The organism is Bradyrhizobium sediminis (assembly GCF_018736105.1).
Taxonomy (GTDB): Bacteria; Pseudomonadota; Alphaproteobacteria; order Rhizobiales; family Xanthobacteraceae; genus Bradyrhizobium.
The window spans coordinates 577165-595092 of sequence record NZ_CP076135.1; the positions used below are offsets into that span (position 1 = coordinate 577165).

Here is a 17928-nt window from a genome sequence, read left to right on the forward strand (position 1 = left end):
GAGAGGGAAGAAAACCCATGCAGAGCGCCTGGAACGATCGCGACGCCGAAGCGGCGGTGGCCCGCTACGAAAACCTCGGCCGCGACGTGGCGCTGCGGGTCTATACCACCCGGCTGTTGGGCCAGGATCCGCGGCTGGTGCTGCATGGCGGCGGCAATACCTCGGTGAAGACGGAAGTCGCCGATCTCAACGGCGATATGGTGGACGTGCTCTGCGTCAAGGGCTCCGGCTGGGACATGGGCTCGATCGAGCCGGCCGGCCTGCCGGCGGTGCGGCTGGCGCCGCTTGTAAAACTTCGTGCCCGCGAAAAACTTTCCGACGAGGAAATGGTGCGGCTGCAGCGCGCCAATCTGATCGACCCGATGGCGCCGAACCCTTCCGTCGAGGCGCTGCTGCACGCCTTCATCCCGTACAAATTCGTCGATCACACCCATTCGACCGCGGTGCTGGCGCTGACCGACCAGCCGGACGGCGAGGCGCTATGCCGTGAAGTCTATGGCAAGCGTGTCGGCTATGTGCCCTACATCATGCCGGGCTTCGGTCTGGCAAAGGCCGCGGCTGACGTGTTCGCCGCGGACCCTTCGGTCGAGGGCCTGGTCCTGGTCAAGCACGGCATCTTCAGCTTCGGCGCCGATGCGCGGGAAGCCTATGAGCGCATGATCGCGCTGGTGGGCCTGGCCGAAGCGCGGCTGGCGAAGAATCGCAAGCCTGCTTTCGTCAGCGCCAGGCTGCCGGCCCGTCCGGCGCCGGTCGCGGCGGTCGCGCCGATCATCCGCGGCGCCTGCAGTCTGCCGGATGGCAAGTCGGATGGCGCCTGGAAACGCTTCGTGCTCGATTTCCGCGGCGATGCTGCGGTGATGAATTTCGTCAACGGCGCCGACGTGGCGCGCTACGGCCAGGCCGGCGTGGTGACGCCGGACCACAATATCCGCATCAAGAACAAGCCGCTGGTGGTTGCGGCGCCCGGGGAGGGCGATCTCACCGGTTTCAGGACCGCGGTCCGCGATGCGGTCGCAGCCTATGGCTTAACCTACAAGGATTATTTTGCCCGTAACAACGCCCGCGTCGGCGGCATCAAGACCATGCTCGATCCCTCGCCGCGCGTGGTGCTGGTGCCCGGCGTCGGCCTGTTCGGGCTCGGCCGCAGCAAGAAGGATGCGAGGGTTGCCGCCGACCTCGCCGAGGCGGCGATTGCCACCATCACGGATGCGGAAGCGGTCGGCCGTTTCGAGCCGCTGCCGGAATCCGATCTGTTCGACGTCGAATACTGGTCGCTGGAGCAGGCCAAACTCGGCAGCGCCAAGGAGCCGCCGCTCGCCGGGCAGGTCGCCGTCATCACCGGCGCGGCCGGCGCGATCGGATTCGCAACCGCCAGGGCGTTCGCGGCAGCCGGCGCCGAAGTGGCGTTGCTCGATGTCGACGAGGCCGCAGCAAAGGCCAAAGCCAAGGCGATCGGCGGCGCGGCGCTTGGGCTGAAATGCGACGTCACCGATGCCGCATCGGTGCGTGACGCGTTCGCGCAGGTCGCATCCATCTTCGGCGGCGTCGACATCGCCATATCGAATGCCGGCGCCGCCTGGCAGGGCCGGATCGGCGAGGTCGACGAGACGGTGCTGCGAAAAAGTTTCGAGCTGAATTTCTACGGCCACCAGCGCGTGGCGCAGGCCGCGGTCAAGATCATGCGGGCGCAGGGCACCGGCGGCTGCCTGCTGTTCAATGTCTCCAAACAGGCGGTCAATCCCGGCCCGGACTTCGGTCCCTACGGCCTGCCCAAGGCGGCGACGCTGTTCCTGGTGCGGCAATACGCGGTCGATTACGGCAACGAAGGTATCCGCGCCAACGCCGTCAATGCCGACCGGATCCGCTCCGGTCTTCTGACCGAAGAGATGATCACGTCGCGCTCGAAGGTTCGCGGGCTGAGCGAGCAGGCCTATATGCGCGGCAACCTGCTCGGCCGCGAAGTGGCGGCCGAGGATGTCGCGCAGGCGTTCCTGGCCCAGGCGCTGGCGCTCAAGACCACCGCCGACGTCACCACCGTCGACGGCGGCAACATCGCCGCCGCGCTGCGGTGAATAGCGCCGACGCCTCTATCGCCGGGAAGAGGTGCATCAGCGCTAGCGCAACACCAGTCCCGTCGCCGCCTCGAGTTCGGCGATGGCTTGCGGCGCGTTGGCGACCTTGATCGTGGTCATGCCCATGTCGCGCGCCGGCTTCAGGTTGACGCCGAGATCGTCGAGATAGACGCAACGCCTGGGATCGACGCCGAGCGTTGCCACCATCATCTGATAGATGCGCGGATCGGGCTTGCGCAGGCCGATCTTGGCGGACTCGATGATGTGATCGAACAGCGCCATCACCTCCGCGACGTAAAGCGAGCGGCCGCTGTGGCTGCCGATCGCGTTGGCGGGAAGGTTGTTGGTGATGCAGCCGGTCTTGAACCGGGCTTTCACCCGCGTCAGCGCCTCGACCATTTCGGGCCGCAGATCGCCCGACAGCAGCGGCAACACCTCCTTGCCGCGCACCTCCGCGCCGAGCGCCAACGATTCCGCGGCGAACAGCCGGTCGAAGGTTTCGAGGTCCACCTCGGCGCGCTCGAACTTCGCCCAGGCGTTCTCCCAGTGATTATGGGCGTTGGTGCGCCGGATGATGTCGGCGGGCAGCCCGCGTTCGGTCTCGAACCGCGCGAAGGCCTCGAACGGCGAAGTGGTGAGCACCCCGCCAAAATCCCAGATTACTGCCTCGATCATCTTTTTCCCGCCAATGCGAACGCCGATTTTGCATGACGGCTAACACGGCCCCCGGGGCAGGGCCAGCCCGCCGGTGGTTTTGCCGCCCCGCAGAATTTGGAGTGGCTGGCGCCTTCCTGTAAGTTGCCGCCGCCGTCCTGCCGCGAGGGAACGCCATGAAAGCCTTTGACACCATCATTACCGAATCTGCGGGTTCCATTGCCGGGCCGTGGCGGCGGCCGCGCCAGATGCTGCATGCGCAGGTCTACGATTCCCATGCCTCGATTCACGATGATGCGACGGCGCAGAAACTGGGATTCCAAGGCGGCACCATCGAGGGGCCGACGCATTTCAGCCAGTTCGCGCCGCTGTGCGTGAGCGTGTGGGGCAATGCCTGGTTCGAGACCGGATGCATCTCCGCGCATTATCGCAATCCCTCCTTCGAGGGCGAGGAGGTGCAGGCGCGACCACGGTGTTTGCGTCCGGCGATTTGCCGGTCGCCATCATGCTGCTGAACATGGCCAGCATCAAGGATTCCTATTCGCCGTATCGGAAGGAACATAGCGAGCTCTACGCGTGACGCCTGCTGCGATGAAAATCCCGGCCGCGATGATCGCGGGCCTGGCGCTGCTGCTGGCCTCGCCGGCCCACGCCATCGTCGGCGGCGGCGTGCCGTCGGCCGAGGGCGTCGGCCGCGCCGTCGTCACCATTGTCGGCTCGCGCGGCAATTTTTGTACGGGCGCGTTGATTGCACCGAAACTGGTGTTGACCGCGGCGCATTGCGTGCAGCCGGGCGCGACCTACAAGATCGTCGACTATGGTGCGGACCGGCAGCCGCAACTGCAGGACGTGAAGAGTGTAGCCATCCATCCCGCCTTCAGTATGAAGGCCATGACTTCGCATCGCGCCACTGCCGACGTGGCGTTGCTGCAGCTCGATGCGGCTGCGAAGGGAAAGAGCCCGGCGCTGCTTGGCATACCCGCGATTCCCATTGTCGTCGGCAGCCGCTTCACCATCGCCGGCATCGGCGTCGCCGTTCGCGGCGACGGCAAGAGCGGCGGGACCATTCGTGCCGCCGGTCTGGTCGCGACCGGCAAGCCGGGGACGCTGCAAATTCGTTTGGTCGATCCGGCCGGGCAGGGCACGCGCGACGGACTTGGCGCCTGCACCGGAGATTCCGGCGGACCGGTGTTCGAGGACAAGCAGAGCGGCCCGGCCATCGTCGGCATCGTCAGCTGGTCGACCGGGGCGAACGGCGCCGCGGGCTGCGGCGGACTCACCGGCGTCACGCCGCTGACGCTCTACCGGGACTGGATTTTGCAGACCGCGCGCCAATGGGGCTCTGTGCTGTGAATTCGCGGATTGATCTGGCGCATTGCGCGGCCGATCATTGGTCACTAGAGCGTTTTCAAGCGAAGTGGATACCGGTTCGCGTGAAGAAAACGCGTCAAAACAAAAGATGGAGCCCCGTTCCGCTTCAATCGGAACGGAAAAGGGTCACCAAAGCGTTTTCAAGCGAAGTGGATACCGGTTCGCGTGAAGAAAACGCGTCAAAACAAAAAGATGGAGCCCCGTTCCGCTTCAATCGGAACGGAAAAGGCTCCAGAGGCAAGCTGCTAACGAGTTGCAAATCGGGAGAGAAACAAAAACCATGAATGTAACCGCACCCCTCCGCACCATGTCCGCCGCGCAGGCGGTCGAGCATTTCGATGTCCTGATCGTCGGCGCCGGCATTTCCGGCGTCGGCAGCGCCTATCACCTTACCAAGCAGCTCCCGGGCACCACCTTTGTCGTTCTGGAAGAGCAGGAGAGTTTTGGCGGCACCTGGCTGACCCACAAATATCCGGGCATCCGCTCCGACAGCGACCTGCACACCTTCGGCTATCGCTTCAAGCCCTGGGTCGGCCCGCCGATCGCGACCGCCGACGAAATCCGCGCCTATATGGGCGAGGTGATCGACGAGAACGATCTCGCGAGGCACATCCGCTACCGCCATCGCATCAATTCGGCGAAGTGGTCGAGCGAAACCAATCGATGGACCGTCGAAGCGGTCGACCAGGCCAGCGGCGAGGCCCGAACCTTCACCGCGAACTTTCTCTGGATGTGCCAGGGCTATTACCGTCATTCGGAAGGCTACACCCCTGAATGGCAGGGGATGGCGGACTACAAGGGCCGCATCATCCATCCGCAGCGCTGGCCCGGGGATCTGGACCTGTCGGGCAAGAAGGTCGTGGTGATCGGCTCCGGCGCGACCGCGGCGACGTTGATCCCGGCAATTGCGGACAAGTGCGAACATGTCACCATGCTGCAGCGTTCGCCGACCTATTTCAGAACCGGCCGCAACGCCATCGAACTGGCCGAGCAGCTCCGGCAGTTGCAGGTCAAGGAGGAATGGATCCACGAGATCGTGCGCCGCAAGATCCTGTTCGATCAGGACCTGTTCACCCGCCTCTCCTTTACCGAGCCGGAGAAGATCAAGCAGGAACTGCTCAACGGCATTCGCGCCGCGCTCGGGCCCGGTTCGGACGACATCGTCGAGAAGCATTTCACCCCGAAATACCGGCCGTGGCGGCAGCGCATCGCCTTCGTGCCCGACGCCGACCTGTTCGAGGCGGTCAAGAGCGGCAAGGCTTCGGTGGTGACCGACGAGATCGACCGCTTCACCAAGGACGGCATCCTGCTGAAATCCGGCGAGACGCTCATAGCCGACATCATCGTCACCGCGACCGGGTTCAACCTCAATGTGCTCGGCGACATCGCCTTCGAGATCGACGGCAAGCCGCTCGATTTCTCCGATACCGTGACCTATCGCGGCATGATGTTCACCGGCATCCCGAACATGGCCTGGGTGTTCGGCTATTTCCGCGCCAGCTGGACGCTGCGCACCGATCTGGTGGCGGACTTCGTCTGCCGGCTGCTGGCGCACATGAAGGAGAAGGGCGCGAAGAAGGTGGTGCCGGCGCTACGGCCGCAGGAAGGCAATATGCCGTTGCATTCCTGGATCGATCCGGAGAATTTCAATCCCGGCTATATGATGCGCAATATGCATCTGTTGCCCAAGCGCGGCGACAAGCCGGAATGGCAGCACAGCCAGGATTACTGGGCCGAGAAGGATGAAATCCCGGCGATCGACCTCGACGATGCGGCGTTCGTATACGATTAGGAACAGCATCAACAATCGTCGTCCCGGCCTTGAGCCGGGACCCGTAACCCCGGTCGTCTGTTGTGGGATGAAGGTCTCTAGTCCGGAGCTCAAACGATAAGCCGCGGCGCCGCGATGAGCGCTTGCGCTCACGCTGGGGTCCCGGCTCGAGGCCGGGACGACGGAGAGAGTATCGTGAGTTCCTACGACGCGACGGCCTGATCCGTAACCTTCGCCGCGCCGAAATTCGCGCGCAAGGTCGGCTTGTGGATCTTGCCGGTGGCGTTGCGCGGCAGCGCGTCGATGAATTTTATCAGGCGCGGGCGCTTGAAGCGCGCGAGGTTCTTCTCGCAATGCGCGTGAATCTCCGCTTCGGTGATGCTGTGGCCGGGCTTCACCGCGATGATCGCCATGCCGGTTTCGCCCCACTGCTCGCTTGGGATGCCGATCACGGCGGCTTCGGCAATCGCGGTGAGCTGGTGCAGCACGTTCTCGACCTCGGCCGGATAGACGTTCTCGCCGCCGGAGATGTACATGTCCTTCCAGCGGTCGACGATGTAGTAGAACCCTTCTTCGTCGATCCGCGCGGCGTCGCCGGTATGCAGCCAGCCATCGGTGAACGACGAGGCATTGGCGTCCGGCCGGTTCCAGTAGCCGGGCGTGATGTTCGGTCCCTTCACCCATAATTCGCCGAGTTCGCCGACGCCGGCATCCGACCCGTCGGGCCGGACGATCCGCACTTCGGTATGCAGCACCGGCTTGCCGGAGGAGCCGGCCTTGCGCGCGGCGTCCTCCTTGTCGAGCGTCAATACCGCCGGCGACGTCTCGGTCATGCCGTAGCCCTGCTGCAGCGCGACGCCGCGCTCTTCCCACACTTTCAACAGCGGCACCGGCATCGGCGCGCCGCCGACGCCGCCGATGATGAGGCGGCTGAAGTCGGACGTCGCGAACGAAGGATGCTGCGCCATGAACTGGTAGATCGAGGGCACGCCGAAGAACTGGTTGATGCCGCGCGCGGGATCGCTGATCAGCTGCAGCGCTGCGCCGGGATCGAAGGCGCGCATGATCAGCACGGTGCCGCCGGCATGCAGCACCGGGTTGGTGTAGCAATTGAGCCCGCCGGTATGGAACAGCGGCAGTACCGTGAGCAGCACCGTCGACGGCGAGACATAGGCCGGGCCGCCGAGATTGACGCAGTTCCAGAACGTCATGCCGTGGGTGATGATGGCGCCCTTGGGCTGGCCCGTGGTGCCCGAGGTGTACATGATGGTCGAGATGTCATCGAGCGTGACGAGTTCGGCATTGTCGAGCGGCATGGCGGCGGTGATCGCCGCCTCATAGGACCCGCCGGGTCCGAGCAGCAGCGCGGAGGCCACGTTGCACTTTTTCGCCACCGCAAGCGCGACCTCGGCCAGCTCTGTGTCGTGGATCATCAGCACAGGCGCGGCGTCGCCGACGATGTATTGCAGCTCGGGGACGGTGAGGCGGGTGTTCAGCGGCAGGAACACCGCGCCGATCCGCCCACAGGCGAACTGCACTTCCAGCGTATCGGTCGTGTTCAGCGCCAGCACGGCGACGCGGTCGCCGCGCTTGACCTTCAACCGGTCGCGCAGATACGCGGCGAGGCGCGAAATCCGGGAATCGAACTGCGCGTAGGTGTAACTGCGTCCGCTGCCGAGATCGACCACCGCCGGCTTGTCCGGCGTGCGGCGGCCGAAATGCGCGATCCAGTCGTAATGGCGAACCGGCAAAGTCTCCTCCTGGGATGTGGCGGTCTTGCGCCGCGCATTGCTTGATTTTACGCCCTATCTTTCAGTTGGCGGCCGTATCGGGATACAGTCTTGCGTCGAGGCGCTGGGCTGTGGCGCGACCAGCCCGCTTTCGCGGGCGACGACGGTTGAGGGTGTAGACACAGCTTCGCGATCTCGCGGTTCTTGTCGCCCGAGCTTTGCGGACTCCGCGGCCCCAGCCACTCGACGCAAGTTAGATCGCCGGTTTCCGGACATCGTGCGCCGCACAAGAATCAACGGAGCGAAGCGGATGGCCAGCCCGTTCTACACCGCCGAACACGAAGCCTATCGCGACGTGATGCGCCGCTTTGTCGACAAGGAAATCGAGCCCTACGCCCATGAATGGGATGAGGCGGGCGAGTTTCCCCGCGAGCTCTATGCGAAGGCCTCGGCCATCGGCCTCTTGGGCCTTGGATTCCCGGAAGAATATGGCGGCGTCGACGCCGACCAGTTCATGAAAATCGTGGCCTCGCAGGAGCTGGCCCGGGCCGGCGCCGGCGGGGTCAGTGCAAGCCTGATGAGCCACACCATCGGCTCGCCGCCGATCGCGCGCGCCGCCCGTCCCGAAATCAAGGCGCGCGTGCTGCCGCAGGTGCTGTCGGGCCAGAAAATCTCCGCGCTCGCGATCACCGAACCGAGCGGCGGATCCGACGTCGCCAATCTCAGGACCAAGGCGCGCCGCGACGGCGACCATTACGTCGTCAGCGGCGAAAAGACCTTCATTACCTCGGGCATGCGCGCCGACTATCTGACGGTGGCGGTGCGCACCGGCGGCGAGGGCCCGGGCGGCGTCAGCCTGCTCTTGATCGAAGGCGATACGCCGGGCCTGTCGCGCACCAAGCTGAAGAAGATGGGCTGGTGGGCGTCGGATACCGCGACCTTGCATTTCGACGGTTGCCGCGTGCCGGCCGAGAACCTGATCGGCGAGGAAGGCCAGGCCTTCAAGCTCATCATGCAGAATTTCAACAGCGAGCGCATGGGCATGGCGGCGAGCTGCACGGCCTATGCCCGGGTCTGCGTCGAGGAGGCGATCGAATATGCCAAGCAGCGCCAGACCTTCGGCAAGCCGATCGCCCAGCACCAGGTGATCCGCCACAAGCTGGTGGACATGGCGCAGAAGGTCGCGGCCTCGCAAGCGATGCTGGAAATGCTGGCGTGGCGGCTCGGGCAGGGCGAAAGCCCGGTTGCCGAGATCTGCATGATGAAGAACCAGGCGACGCAGACCATGGCGTTCTGCGCCTCCGAAGCGGTGCAGATCTTCGGCGGCGCCGGCTTCATGCGCGGCGTCAAGGTCGAGCGCATCTACCGCGAGGTCAAGGTCAACGCCATCGGCGGCGGCACCGAGGAGATCATGAAGGATCTGGCCTCAAGGCAGATGGGATTGTGAACGATTAGCTCCCCTCCCCGCCGCTGCGCGGGGGGGGGGAGGGGAGCAGATCTCGCGCGAAACGAAGCGGGCGAGCCCGGAATGACAGGAGAAAGAATGCTCTTCACCGCAGACCACGAAGAACCCCGCCGCATCCTGCAGAAATTCATTGCGGCCGAGATCAATCCATTCGTCGACGAATGGGAGAAGGCGGAACAGTTCCCCTCGCATGAGCTGTTCAAGAAGCTCGGCAATCTCGGCTTTCTCGGCCTCAACAAGCCCGTCGAGTTCGGCGGCCAGGGGCTCGATTACAGCTATGCGCTGATGATGGCGGAAGAGCTCGGCGCGATCCGTTGCGGCGGCGTGCCGATGGCGATCGGGGTGCAGACCGACATGGCCACCCCGGCGCTGGCGCGGTTCGGCTCCGACGAGGTGCGGCGTGAATTCCTGGCGCCGGCGATATCAGGCGATGCGGTGGCCTGCATCGGCGTGTCGGAGCCGGGCGCCGGCTCGGACGTGGCGTCGATCAAGACCAGTGCGCGTTCCGACGGCGACGATTACGTCATCAACGGCGGCAAGATGTGGATCACCAACGGCGTCAAGGCCGACTGGATCTGCCTGCTCGCCAATACCGGCGACGGGCCGGTCCATCGCAACAAGTCGCTGATCTGCGTGCCGATGAAAAGCAAGGGCGTCGAGGTCGCGCGCAAGCTCGACAAGATGGGCATGCGCTCCTCCGACACCGCGCAGATCTTCTTCGACAATGTGCGGGTGCCGAAGCGCAACCGCATCGGCGAGGAAGGCAAGGGCTTCACCTACCAGATGATCCAGTTCCAGGAGGAGCGGCTGTGGGGCGCCGCGGCCTGCCTCAAGGCGCATGAATTCATCATCAACGAGACCATCGAATACACCCGCAACCGCAGGGCGTTCGGCCAGAGCATCCTCGACAACCAGACCGTCCACTTCAAGCTGGCGGAAATGCAGACCGAGGTCGAACTGCTGCGCGCGCTGATCTATCGCGCCGCCGAAGCGCTGGTCGCCGGCGAGGACGTAACGCGGCTGGCGACCATGGCAAAACTGAAAGCCGGCCGGCTCGGGCGCGAACTCACCGACGCCTGCCTGCAGTTCTGGGGCGGCATGGGCTTCATGAACGAAACGCCGGTCAGCCGCGCCTATCGCGACAGCCGCCTGACCTCGATCGGCGGCGGCGCCGACGAGGTGATGCTGTCGGTGCTGTGCAAGATGATGGGCACGCTGCCGGGAGTGAAGCCGTAGGATGTCCTCATCCTGAGGAGCGGCCTTTTGGCCGCGTCTCGAAGGATGAGAGGAGAGAGCGAGCCTGCCGCCATCCTTCGAGACGCGCGCAAGGGCGCGCTCCTCAGGATGAGGTCGGAGGTCGCGCTCCTCACCATGAGGACAACAGAAGGGGAGCCCCGCCAGCGGCGAGGTGTTCTCACGCTGGCGTGCCATAGCGTTTCAGCAATCCTCGCCCGAGTTGCGCGAGGTGGACCTGATCCGGCCCGTCGCCGAGCCGCATGAAGCGCGCATAGGTATAGGCTTCGGCCAGGAAGGTGTCCTGTGAAACGCCGGCGCCGCCATGGATCTGGATGGCGCGGTCGATGACGCGGGCGGCCATGCTCGGCACCACGACTTTCGCCGCCGCGATCATGTCGCGCGCCGCCTTGTTGCCTTCGCGATCCATCTTCTCGGCGGCCCGCAGCGTCAATAGGCGGGCCTGTTCGATCTCGCACCAGGAATGGGCGATGTCCTCGCGCACCGATCCCTGTTCGCCAAGGGCTTTTCCGAAGGCGATGCGCGATTGCGCGCGGGCGCACATCAGTTCCAGCGCGCGCTGCGCGCAGCCGATCAGCCGCATGCAATGATGGATGCGACCGGGACCCAAACGGCCCTGCGCAATTTCAAAGCCGCGGCCTTCGCCGAGCAGCATGTTGCTGACGGGAACCCGGACATTGTCGTAGACGATCTCGGGATGGCCGACCGGCGCGTCGTCATAGCCGAACACGCGCATGTCGCGCACGATGCGGATCCCCGGCGTCTCCCGCGGCACCAGCACCATCGACTGCTGCAAATGCTTGTTGGGATTGTCGGGATCGGTCTTGCCCATCACGATCAGGATCTTGCAATCCTCGCTCATCGCGCCCGAGGTGAACCACTTGCGGCCGTTGATGACGTAGTCGTTGCCGTCGCGGCGGATGCTGCACTGGATGTTGGTGGCGTCGCTGGATGCGACCTCGGGCTCGGTCATCGAGAAGCCCGAGCGGATGTCGCCTGACAGCAGCGGCTCGAGCCAGCGCTTCTTCTGCTCCGGGGTGCCGTAGAGCGAAAGCACTTCCATGTTGCCGGTATCGGGCGCCGAACAATTGAAGATTTCGGAGGCCCAGGAAATCCGCCCCATGATCTCGGCCAGCGGCGCGTATTCGAGATTGCCGATGCCGGCGCCATGATCGCCGGGCAGGAACAGGTTCCACAGCCCTTCGGCGCGGGCAAGGCGCTTCAGGTCTTCCAGGATCGGCGGGCGGTGATGGCGATGCCCGTTCTCGACCTGCTCCTGATAGAGGTTTTCCACGGGATAGACGTGCCGGGCCATGAAGGCCGACAGCTTCGCCTGCAGCTCGATCGCCCTGGGGCTGTGCTCGAAATCCATTTTCGCGGTCCTTCTTCTTCCCTTCTCCCCTTGCGGGAGAGGGTGGCGCCTCACGAAGTGAGGCGACGGGTGAGGGGTCTGTCTCCGCGGATGGAGACCCCTCATCCGGCGCGGACTTTGTCCGCGCCACCTCCTCCCACAAGGGGAGAAGGAAGAAGGATGTCCAGAGACAGCCTCCTTATTGTGCGCGTGAATCGGTGTACGCGCCAGTCCGTCGCGGCGATCAGCGTGTTAACGCAAGATGCAAGCGCAGCTTTCTCCGACGCTGAATCCGACGACTGCGCAGAGTTCGCGAGCTGAAGGTTCGACGTAACCCGGGAGGAATGCATGACTTCGCTCAACCGTCGTTCGCTGTTGGCCGGCTCGGCCGCTGCCGGTGTTGTCGCTGTTGCCGGACCTTCCCGCGCCGCAGACGCCCCCGGCGTTACCGCCACCGAGATCAAGATCGGCTGCACCACGTCGCTGAGCGGCCCGGTCTCGGCGTTGGGCACCATCGCCAGATGCTCGGATGCCTATTTCCGGATGATCAACGAGCAGGGCGGCATCGCCGGCCGCAAGATCAATTTCATCTTCTATGACGACGCCTTCAATCCGGCGAAGACTGTCGAGCAGACCAGGAAGCTGATCGAGAGCGACAATGTCGCCTTCCTGTTTTCGATGCTCGGCACCGCGCCGAATTCGGCCGTGGTGAAGTACATCAACGCCAACAGGGTGCCGCATCTGTTCCTGTCGGTGAACGGCGACAAGTGGGGCGATTACCAGACCTATCCCTGGACCATGGGCTTCGCGCCGAGTTCGAGGACCGAGGCGCAGATCTTCGCCAAGTATGCCCTCAGCCAGAAGCCGGACGCGAAATTCGCGCTGCTCTACCAGAACGACGATCTCGGCAAGGATTTCGTCAACGGCCTGCGCGACGTATTGGGCGCGCGGTATGATTCTCTGGTCAAGGCGGTGTCCTATGAGGTCACCGATCCCACCATCGATTCGCAGGTCGTCACCTTGCGCGCCAGCAACGCCGACGTGCTGATATCGGGCGTCACCGCAAGATTTGCCGCGCAGGCGATCCGCAAGGTCTTTGAGCTCGGCTGGAAGCCGATTCATTTCGTCACCAGCGGGGCGGCGTCGGTCGCCTCCACGATCATTCCCGTCGGGCCCGAGCGCGCCCAGGGTCTGATCACCTCGGTGTACATCAAGGATCCGTCCGATCCGACATGGGCCGAAGACGCCGGGATGAAGGACTACATGAAGTTCATGGCGAAGTACTATGGCGACGGAAATCCGAAGGAGTTCCTCAACGCCTATGGGTACACCGTCACGTCGGTGCTGCGGATATTGCTGGAGCAATGCAAGGGAGACTTCTCCCGGGAAAGCATCATGGCCCAGGCCAACAATCTCAGGAACGTCGAGGTTCCGACGCTGCTGCCGGGCGTTCGCGTCAACACCAGCCCGACCAACCACCGCCCGCTGCAGCAGATGCAGCTGCAACGCTGGGAGGGGCAGGGTTACGTCCGGTTCGGCAATATCATCGAGGGGGCGGCGCTCTGACCGCGGCGAGCTGCCAGAATTAGCGTCCTCATCCCCGGGATGAACGCAATTGCGTTCACCCGTAGGAGGCGCTCTTGCGCCGTCTCGAAGGATGAGTTGTGTTACTCATGGTTCGAGACGCGCGAAGAGCGCGCTCCTCACCATGAGGTTTGGGACAAGGAAACCGCCGGATGATCACGCTTTATCACTGCCATGCCGCGCGCTCGTTCCGGCCGCTGTGGATGCTGGAAGAGATGGGCTTGGCCTATGACCTCAAAATGCTGCCGTTTCCGCCGCGGGTATTGGCCAAGGAATATCTCGCCATCAATCCGCTCGGCACCATTCCGTTCATGATCGACGGCGATACCAAAATGACGGAGTCCTCGGGCATCTGCCACTATCTCGGCACCAGGCACGGACCGACGCCGCTGATCGTCGGCGTCGACGAGCCGGCCTACGGCGCGTTCCTGAACTGGATGTATTTCAGCGACGCGACGCTGACCTTTCCGCAGACGCTGGTGCTCCGCTACAGCCAGCTCGAGCCCGAGGAACGGCGCAATCCGCAGGTGGCGGGAGATTACGCCAAATGGTTTCTGGGGAGGCTGCGGGCGGTCGAAGCCGCCACGGCGAACGCCGAGACGCTGGTCGCCGGCCGCTTCACCGCGGCCGATATCGTCATCGGCTATGCGTTGCGGCTGGCCGAAAACATCGGGCTATCCAAGGATTTCGGGCCCAACGTCGCCGCCTATTGGCAGCGCCTGCAGGCGCGCGACGGCTACAGAAGGGCAGTCGCCGCCGAGACGCTGGCCGGCGAGCAGCAGAAGGTCGCGCGGCGCTCCTGAACGGGTTCCCCCCGGAGCGTTCAGATCGGCCGAATCCTGAGCATTCCCCGGTATTTGTCGCGGGTGACATCCGCCGTGATTTCTGTATTCTGCCGCAAGCTCCGTCAGAGAGCCCGCACCACCGCGGCAAGAACCAGATCTCGCTCCCGGGAGGGAACGCTTATGAACGATGACGACCGCCGCGAATCCGGGCGGCTGATGCTGATCAGCCCCGAACGGGTGTTCTATGCGGGCCTGCTCGGCAGGCCGCGAAAGCGCACCAGTGGCGGATACAACATCTACGTCGCGATGCGCGGGCAGCTCAAAATCACCGAAGGCAAGTCGGAGGTAATGGGCGAGGTGGCGATGGTGTCGCCCTATTCGACCCACAGCGTCGAGAGCGATCACACCTCGATCATCTGCCTCGTGATCGAACCGGAAACGGTCGATCCTGCGGCGATGGCTGCGCTGAGCGCCAGGATTTCCGGGCTTGAGGCGCCCGACTTCGCGCGGCGAATTCGCGATGCCTACGAGGCCCTGCGCCTTGGCGAGCGCAATGGCGGCTTTACCACTGCCGATTTCGACCAGCTCTGTTTCGGCGAGAATCTGCCGGACCGCAACATCGATTGCCGCATCCGCCGTGCGGCCGCAAAACTCAACGATTTCTCCGGCGTCAAGATGACCGCAGCCGACTGCGCCGCATCGGTCAGCCTGTCGCCGTCGCGCTTCCTGCATCTGTTCAAGGAACAGACCGGCGTATCGTTCCGCGCGTTTCGCGCCTGGAAGCGGGCACGGCATTTGCTGCATTTCGTCAACGAGGACATCAACCTCGCGCATCTGGCGCAGGACATCGGCTATCCCGATTCGACCCATTTCAGCCATTCGATCCGCCGGTTCTACGGCCTGCAGCCGCGCGCGATCTTTTCGGGCTCCAGGGATCTGGCGATCTATCGCAGCGACGCGGGCGTGCTCGACAGCGCCGGATTCCGTCAGGGACGGCCCTGACAGCGGTCGTCATTGGAGCGTTTTCGAGCGAAGTGGAAACCGGTTCGCGTGAAGAAAACGCGTCAAACAAAAGAATAGAGGCTCGGGTCTGATGCAATCAGAACGAAGCCTCTAGGCAATAGCGGGTTGACGCAAGAAGCCGGTGACGGCGCGACGCATGATCCGCCGCGAACATCGTGCATGCGCGCGCACCCCGCGAGCTGAACCGACCGAAGGCTGATCCATGAGCGACAAGGCTGTCATCACCTGTGCGCTGAACGGCGTGCTGACCGATCCGAAACAGCACCACGTTCCCGTCACCCCGGAGGAAATGGCGCGCGAAGCCAGGGCTGCCTTCAACGCCGGCGCCAGCGTGATGCATATCCATCTGCGCCAGCAGGCGCCGGGCAAGGGGCATCTGCCGTCCTGGGAGGTCGGGGTGTCCCGCGAGATCCAGCAGGCGATCCGCGAGGCCTGCCCGGGCGTGATCATCAACCACACCACCGGCACCTCGGGGCCCAACTACCAGGGCGCGCTCGATTGCGTGCGCGAGACCAGGCCGGAAATGGCGGCCTGCAACGCCGGCTCGCTGAACTATCTCAAGGTGAAGGCCGACAACACCTGGGCGTGGCCGCCGATGATGTTCGATAACGCGGTCGAGAAGGTGCAGGACTATCTCGACGTCATGAAGCAGGCGAACACCATTCCGGAATTCGAATGCTTCGATGTCGGCATCGTGCGCTGTGTCGGGATGTACCGGCAGACCGGCATGTATTCCGGGCCGCTGGAATACAATTTCGTCATGGGCGTCGCCTCCGGCATGCCGGCCGATCCGGAACTGTTGCCGATCCTGCTGAAGCTGAAACTGCCGGAAGCGCATTGGCAGGTCACCGCGATCGGGCGCGCCGAAATCTGGCCGCTGCACCAGCGCTGCGCCGATCTCGGCGGCCATCTGCGCACCGGGCTGGAGGATACGTTCTATCTCGGCGACGGCACCAAGGTGACCTCGAACGGCCAGCTGATCGAGGGCATCGCCGCCTGTGCGCGCAACGCCGGCCGCGAAATCGCGAGCCCGGCGGAAGCGCGGCAGATTTTCGGGATCAGGCATTAGTCAGCTGATCGTCATTGCGAGCGAAGCGAAGCAATCCATCCCGCCGCGGGAAGAAAGAATGGATTGCTTCGTCGCTTCGCTTCTCGCAATGACGAAAATGAGGGAGCAAACAGCATGACCAATCTCGCAGCCACCGGCGGCGTGCCGGGACCGGGCCGCATCGGGCGGGTGGCGATCGGCGATCTCCTGAAACGCGCCGCGGCGCGTTTTCCGGACCGGGTCGCGCTGACCGACGGCGCGCGGCGCGTGACCTTCACCGAGCTCGAGCGCGACGCCAATCGGTTTGCCAATTACCTGGTGGCGAGGGGTCTCAAGCCCGGCGAGAAGATCTCCACCATCAACAACAATTCGGTCGAATTCGTCAAAGCGCTGTTCGGCATCCATCGCGCCGGCCTGGTCTGGGTGCCCATCAACACCATGCTCGGCCCGGCCGACATGGATTACATCCTCGATCATGCCGGGGTAGGCTTCGCGCTGATCGACGACAACCTGCATGCGCAAGGAGATCGGCGCGCAGCGCTGCAGAAGCGCGGCACGGACCTGATCGCGGTCGACCTCGCCGGCACCGCCGCCGCACAGGGTCTGCAGGATTTCAACGATCTCCTGAAAGGCCAGCCCGAGATCGAGCCCGATATCGAGATCAACGATCGCGATCTCGCCATGATCATCTACACCTCGGGCACCACCTCGCGCCCGAAGGGCGCGATGCATTGCCATCTCGCGGTGGTGATGGCGGTGATGAGCAACTGTGTCGAGATGCATCTCGACCGCACCGACGGCATCACCGGGCAATTCCCGCTGTTCCATTGTGCGGGCCATGTGCTGCTCCTGAGTTACCTCTCGGTCGGCGGGCGCATGGCGCTGATGCGCGGCTTCGATCCGGTGGTCTGCATGGAAGCCATCGTGCGCGACAAGCTAACCGTCTTCGTCGGGCTGTCGCTGATGTATCAGGCTATCCTCGATCACCCCCGCCGCAGGGAATACGATCTCTCGGGCTTGCGCACCTGCATCTACACCATGGCGCCGATGGGTCGCCCGCTGCTGGAGCGCGCCATGGCGGACCTCTGTCCGAACTTCGTTCTGTCGAGCGGCCAGACCGAGATGTATCCGGCCACCACGATGTCGCGGCCGGAGGTGCAGCTCAACCGCTTCGGCAACTACTGGGGCGAATCGCTGATCGTGAACGAAACCGCGATCATGGACGACGACGGCAATCTGTTGCCGCGCGGCCAGGCCGGCGAACTCGTGCATCGCGGACCCAATGTGATGATGGGCTATTACAAGGATCCGAAGGCGACCGAAGAGGCGCGCAAGTTCGGCTGGCACCACACCGGCGATCTCGCGGTCATCGACGAGAACGGCGAGGTGCTGTTCCTCGACCGCAAGAAGGACATGATCAAGTCCGGCGGCGAGAACATCGCTTCCGTCAAGATCGAGGAGACGCTGCTTGCCCATCCCGCGGTGCAGAACGCCGCCGTGGTCGGCCTGCCGCATCCGCAATGGGGCGAGGCGGTGTCGGCCTTCGTCAAGTTGAAGCCGGGGGCTGTCGCCGACGAGGCCGCAATAGCCGAGCATTGCCGCAAGCATCTCGGCGGCTTCCAGGTGCCGAAATTCATCAAGATCGTCGATGAAATGCCGATGACGGCGACCGGCAAATTGCGCAAGGTCGAACTGCGGCAGGCTTACAGCGAGCATTTTGCGAAGAAGAGTGCTTAGTGAGGAACAGCATCACTTGTCGTCATTCCGGGGCGCGCGTCAGCGCGAACCCGGAATCTCGAGCTAATCATCTCTGGATTCCG

Annotated in this window: 13 protein-coding genes and 1 pseudogene; 11 read left to right on the forward strand and 3 right to left on the reverse strand. The window is 64.1% G+C overall.

Features of this window, described 5'->3' with window-relative positions:
• Positions 1-17: 17 nt before the first annotated feature.
• Positions 18-2072: a bifunctional aldolase/short-chain dehydrogenase gene (locus KMZ68_RS02810; protein WP_215614392.1), complete on the forward strand. Its 2055-nt coding sequence runs from the start codon at positions 18-20 to the stop codon at positions 2070-2072.
• A 42-nt stretch (positions 2073-2114) separates the two neighbouring features.
• Here KMZ68_RS02810 and KMZ68_RS02815 read toward each other — a convergent pair whose 3' ends face one another.
• Entirely contained in the window at positions 2115-2747 is a 633-nt protein-coding gene (locus KMZ68_RS02815) for an HAD-IA family hydrolase (RefSeq protein ID WP_215614393.1), read from the reverse strand.
• A 155-nt stretch (positions 2748-2902) separates the two neighbouring features.
• On the opposite strand from KMZ68_RS02815, the pseudogene KMZ68_RS02820 reads away from it, so the two are divergent.
• The 3 genes and pseudogenes from KMZ68_RS02820 to KMZ68_RS02830 form a co-directional block, all read left to right on the forward strand.
• A pseudogene (locus KMZ68_RS02820) lies at positions 2903-3190 on the forward strand (hypothetical protein); the annotation flags it as partial.
• Positions 3191-3317: 127 nt separating this feature from the next.
• Positions 3318-4079, forward strand: a complete 762-nt coding sequence (locus tag KMZ68_RS02825; RefSeq protein WP_215616165.1) for a S1 family peptidase — start codon at positions 3318-3320, stop codon at positions 4077-4079.
• A gap of 298 nt (positions 4080-4377) precedes the next feature.
• A complete protein-coding gene (locus KMZ68_RS02830) occupies positions 4378-5889 on the forward strand; it encodes a flavin-containing monooxygenase (protein WP_215614394.1) in 1512 nt (503 codons plus the stop codon).
• Positions 5890-6071: 182 nt separating this feature from the next.
• Here KMZ68_RS02830 and KMZ68_RS02835 read toward each other — a convergent pair whose 3' ends face one another.
• Positions 6072-7619: an acyl-CoA synthetase gene (locus tag KMZ68_RS02835; protein ID WP_215614395.1), complete on the reverse strand. Its 1548-nt coding sequence runs from the start codon at positions 7617-7619 to the stop codon at positions 6072-6074.
• Between the two features lie 289 nt (positions 7620-7908).
• On the opposite strand from KMZ68_RS02835, the gene KMZ68_RS02840 reads away from it, so the two are divergent.
• Positions 7909-9045: an acyl-CoA dehydrogenase family protein gene (locus KMZ68_RS02840; protein WP_215614396.1), complete on the forward strand. Its 1137-nt coding sequence runs from the start codon at positions 7909-7911 to the stop codon at positions 9043-9045.
• Positions 9046-9141: 96 nt separating this feature from the next.
• Positions 9142-10299 carry an acyl-CoA dehydrogenase family protein gene (locus tag KMZ68_RS02845; protein ID WP_215614397.1) on the forward strand — a complete coding sequence of 386 codons (1158 nt, stop codon included), beginning with the start codon at positions 9142-9144 and terminating at the stop codon, positions 10297-10299.
• 178 nt (positions 10300-10477) lie between these two features.
• On the opposite strand, the gene KMZ68_RS02850 is transcribed toward KMZ68_RS02845, so the two are convergent.
• Complete coding sequence (locus KMZ68_RS02850; protein ID WP_215614398.1) at positions 10478-11689, reverse strand: acyl-CoA dehydrogenase family protein; 1212 nt, start codon at positions 11687-11689, stop codon at positions 10478-10480.
• Positions 11690-12016: 327 nt separating this feature from the next.
• Between KMZ68_RS02850 and KMZ68_RS02855 the strand changes: the two genes are divergently transcribed.
• From KMZ68_RS02855 to KMZ68_RS02875, 5 genes are all read left to right on the forward strand, one after another.
• Positions 12017-13234: an ABC transporter substrate-binding protein gene (locus KMZ68_RS02855; protein ID WP_215614399.1), complete on the forward strand. Its 1218-nt coding sequence runs from the start codon at positions 12017-12019 to the stop codon at positions 13232-13234.
• A 170-nt stretch (positions 13235-13404) separates the two neighbouring features.
• Positions 13405-14055 carry a glutathione S-transferase family protein gene (locus KMZ68_RS02860; protein ID WP_215614400.1) on the forward strand — a complete coding sequence of 217 codons (651 nt, stop codon included), beginning with the start codon at positions 13405-13407 and terminating at the stop codon, positions 14053-14055.
• Positions 14056-14217: 162 nt separating this feature from the next.
• Positions 14218-15039, forward strand: a complete 822-nt coding sequence (locus tag KMZ68_RS02865) for a helix-turn-helix domain-containing protein (protein WP_215614401.1) — start codon at positions 14218-14220, stop codon at positions 15037-15039.
• A 223-nt stretch (positions 15040-15262) separates the two neighbouring features.
• Complete coding sequence (locus KMZ68_RS02870) at positions 15263-16129, forward strand: 3-keto-5-aminohexanoate cleavage protein (protein ID WP_215614402.1); 867 nt, start codon at positions 15263-15265, stop codon at positions 16127-16129.
• Between the two features lie 114 nt (positions 16130-16243).
• The gene (locus KMZ68_RS02875) at positions 16244-17845 is read left to right on the forward strand and encodes an AMP-binding protein (protein ID WP_215614403.1); all 1602 of its coding nucleotides are present in this window, start codon (positions 16244-16246) and stop codon (positions 17843-17845) included.
• The last annotated feature ends 83 nt before the right edge of the window (positions 17846-17928 follow it).

What these genes read in the sequence shown, in the direction of transcription:
- KMZ68_RS02815 (WP_215614393.1), bottom strand. Translation starts at nt 2,747, where the DNA reads ATGATCGAGGCAGTAATCTGGGATTTTGGCGGGGTGCTCACCACTTCG.
- KMZ68_RS02810 (WP_215614392.1), top strand. Translation starts at nt 18, where the DNA reads ATGCAGAGCGCCTGGAACGATCGCGACGCCGAAGCGGCGGTGGCCCGC.
- KMZ68_RS02840 (WP_215614396.1), top strand. Translation starts at nt 7,909, where the DNA reads ATGGCCAGCCCGTTCTACACCGCCGAACACGAAGCCTATCGCGACGTG.
- KMZ68_RS02870 (WP_215614402.1), top strand. Translation starts at nt 15,263, where the DNA reads ATGAGCGACAAGGCTGTCATCACCTGTGCGCTGAACGGCGTGCTGACC.
- KMZ68_RS02825 (WP_215616165.1), top strand. Translation starts at nt 3,318, where the DNA reads ATGAAAATCCCGGCCGCGATGATCGCGGGCCTGGCGCTGCTGCTGGCC.
- KMZ68_RS02830 (WP_215614394.1), top strand. Translation starts at nt 4,378, where the DNA reads ATGAATGTAACCGCACCCCTCCGCACCATGTCCGCCGCGCAGGCGGTC.
- KMZ68_RS02855 (WP_215614399.1), top strand. Translation starts at nt 12,017, where the DNA reads ATGACTTCGCTCAACCGTCGTTCGCTGTTGGCCGGCTCGGCCGCTGCC.
- KMZ68_RS02845 (WP_215614397.1), top strand. Translation starts at nt 9,142, where the DNA reads ATGCTCTTCACCGCAGACCACGAAGAACCCCGCCGCATCCTGCAGAAA.
- KMZ68_RS02865 (WP_215614401.1), top strand. Translation starts at nt 14,218, where the DNA reads ATGAACGATGACGACCGCCGCGAATCCGGGCGGCTGATGCTGATCAGC.
- KMZ68_RS02875 (WP_215614403.1), top strand. Translation starts at nt 16,244, where the DNA reads ATGACCAATCTCGCAGCCACCGGCGGCGTGCCGGGACCGGGCCGCATC.
- KMZ68_RS02860 (WP_215614400.1), top strand. Translation starts at nt 13,405, where the DNA reads ATGATCACGCTTTATCACTGCCATGCCGCGCGCTCGTTCCGGCCGCTG.
- KMZ68_RS02850 (WP_215614398.1), bottom strand. Translation starts at nt 11,689, where the DNA reads ATGGATTTCGAGCACAGCCCCAGGGCGATCGAGCTGCAGGCGAAGCTG.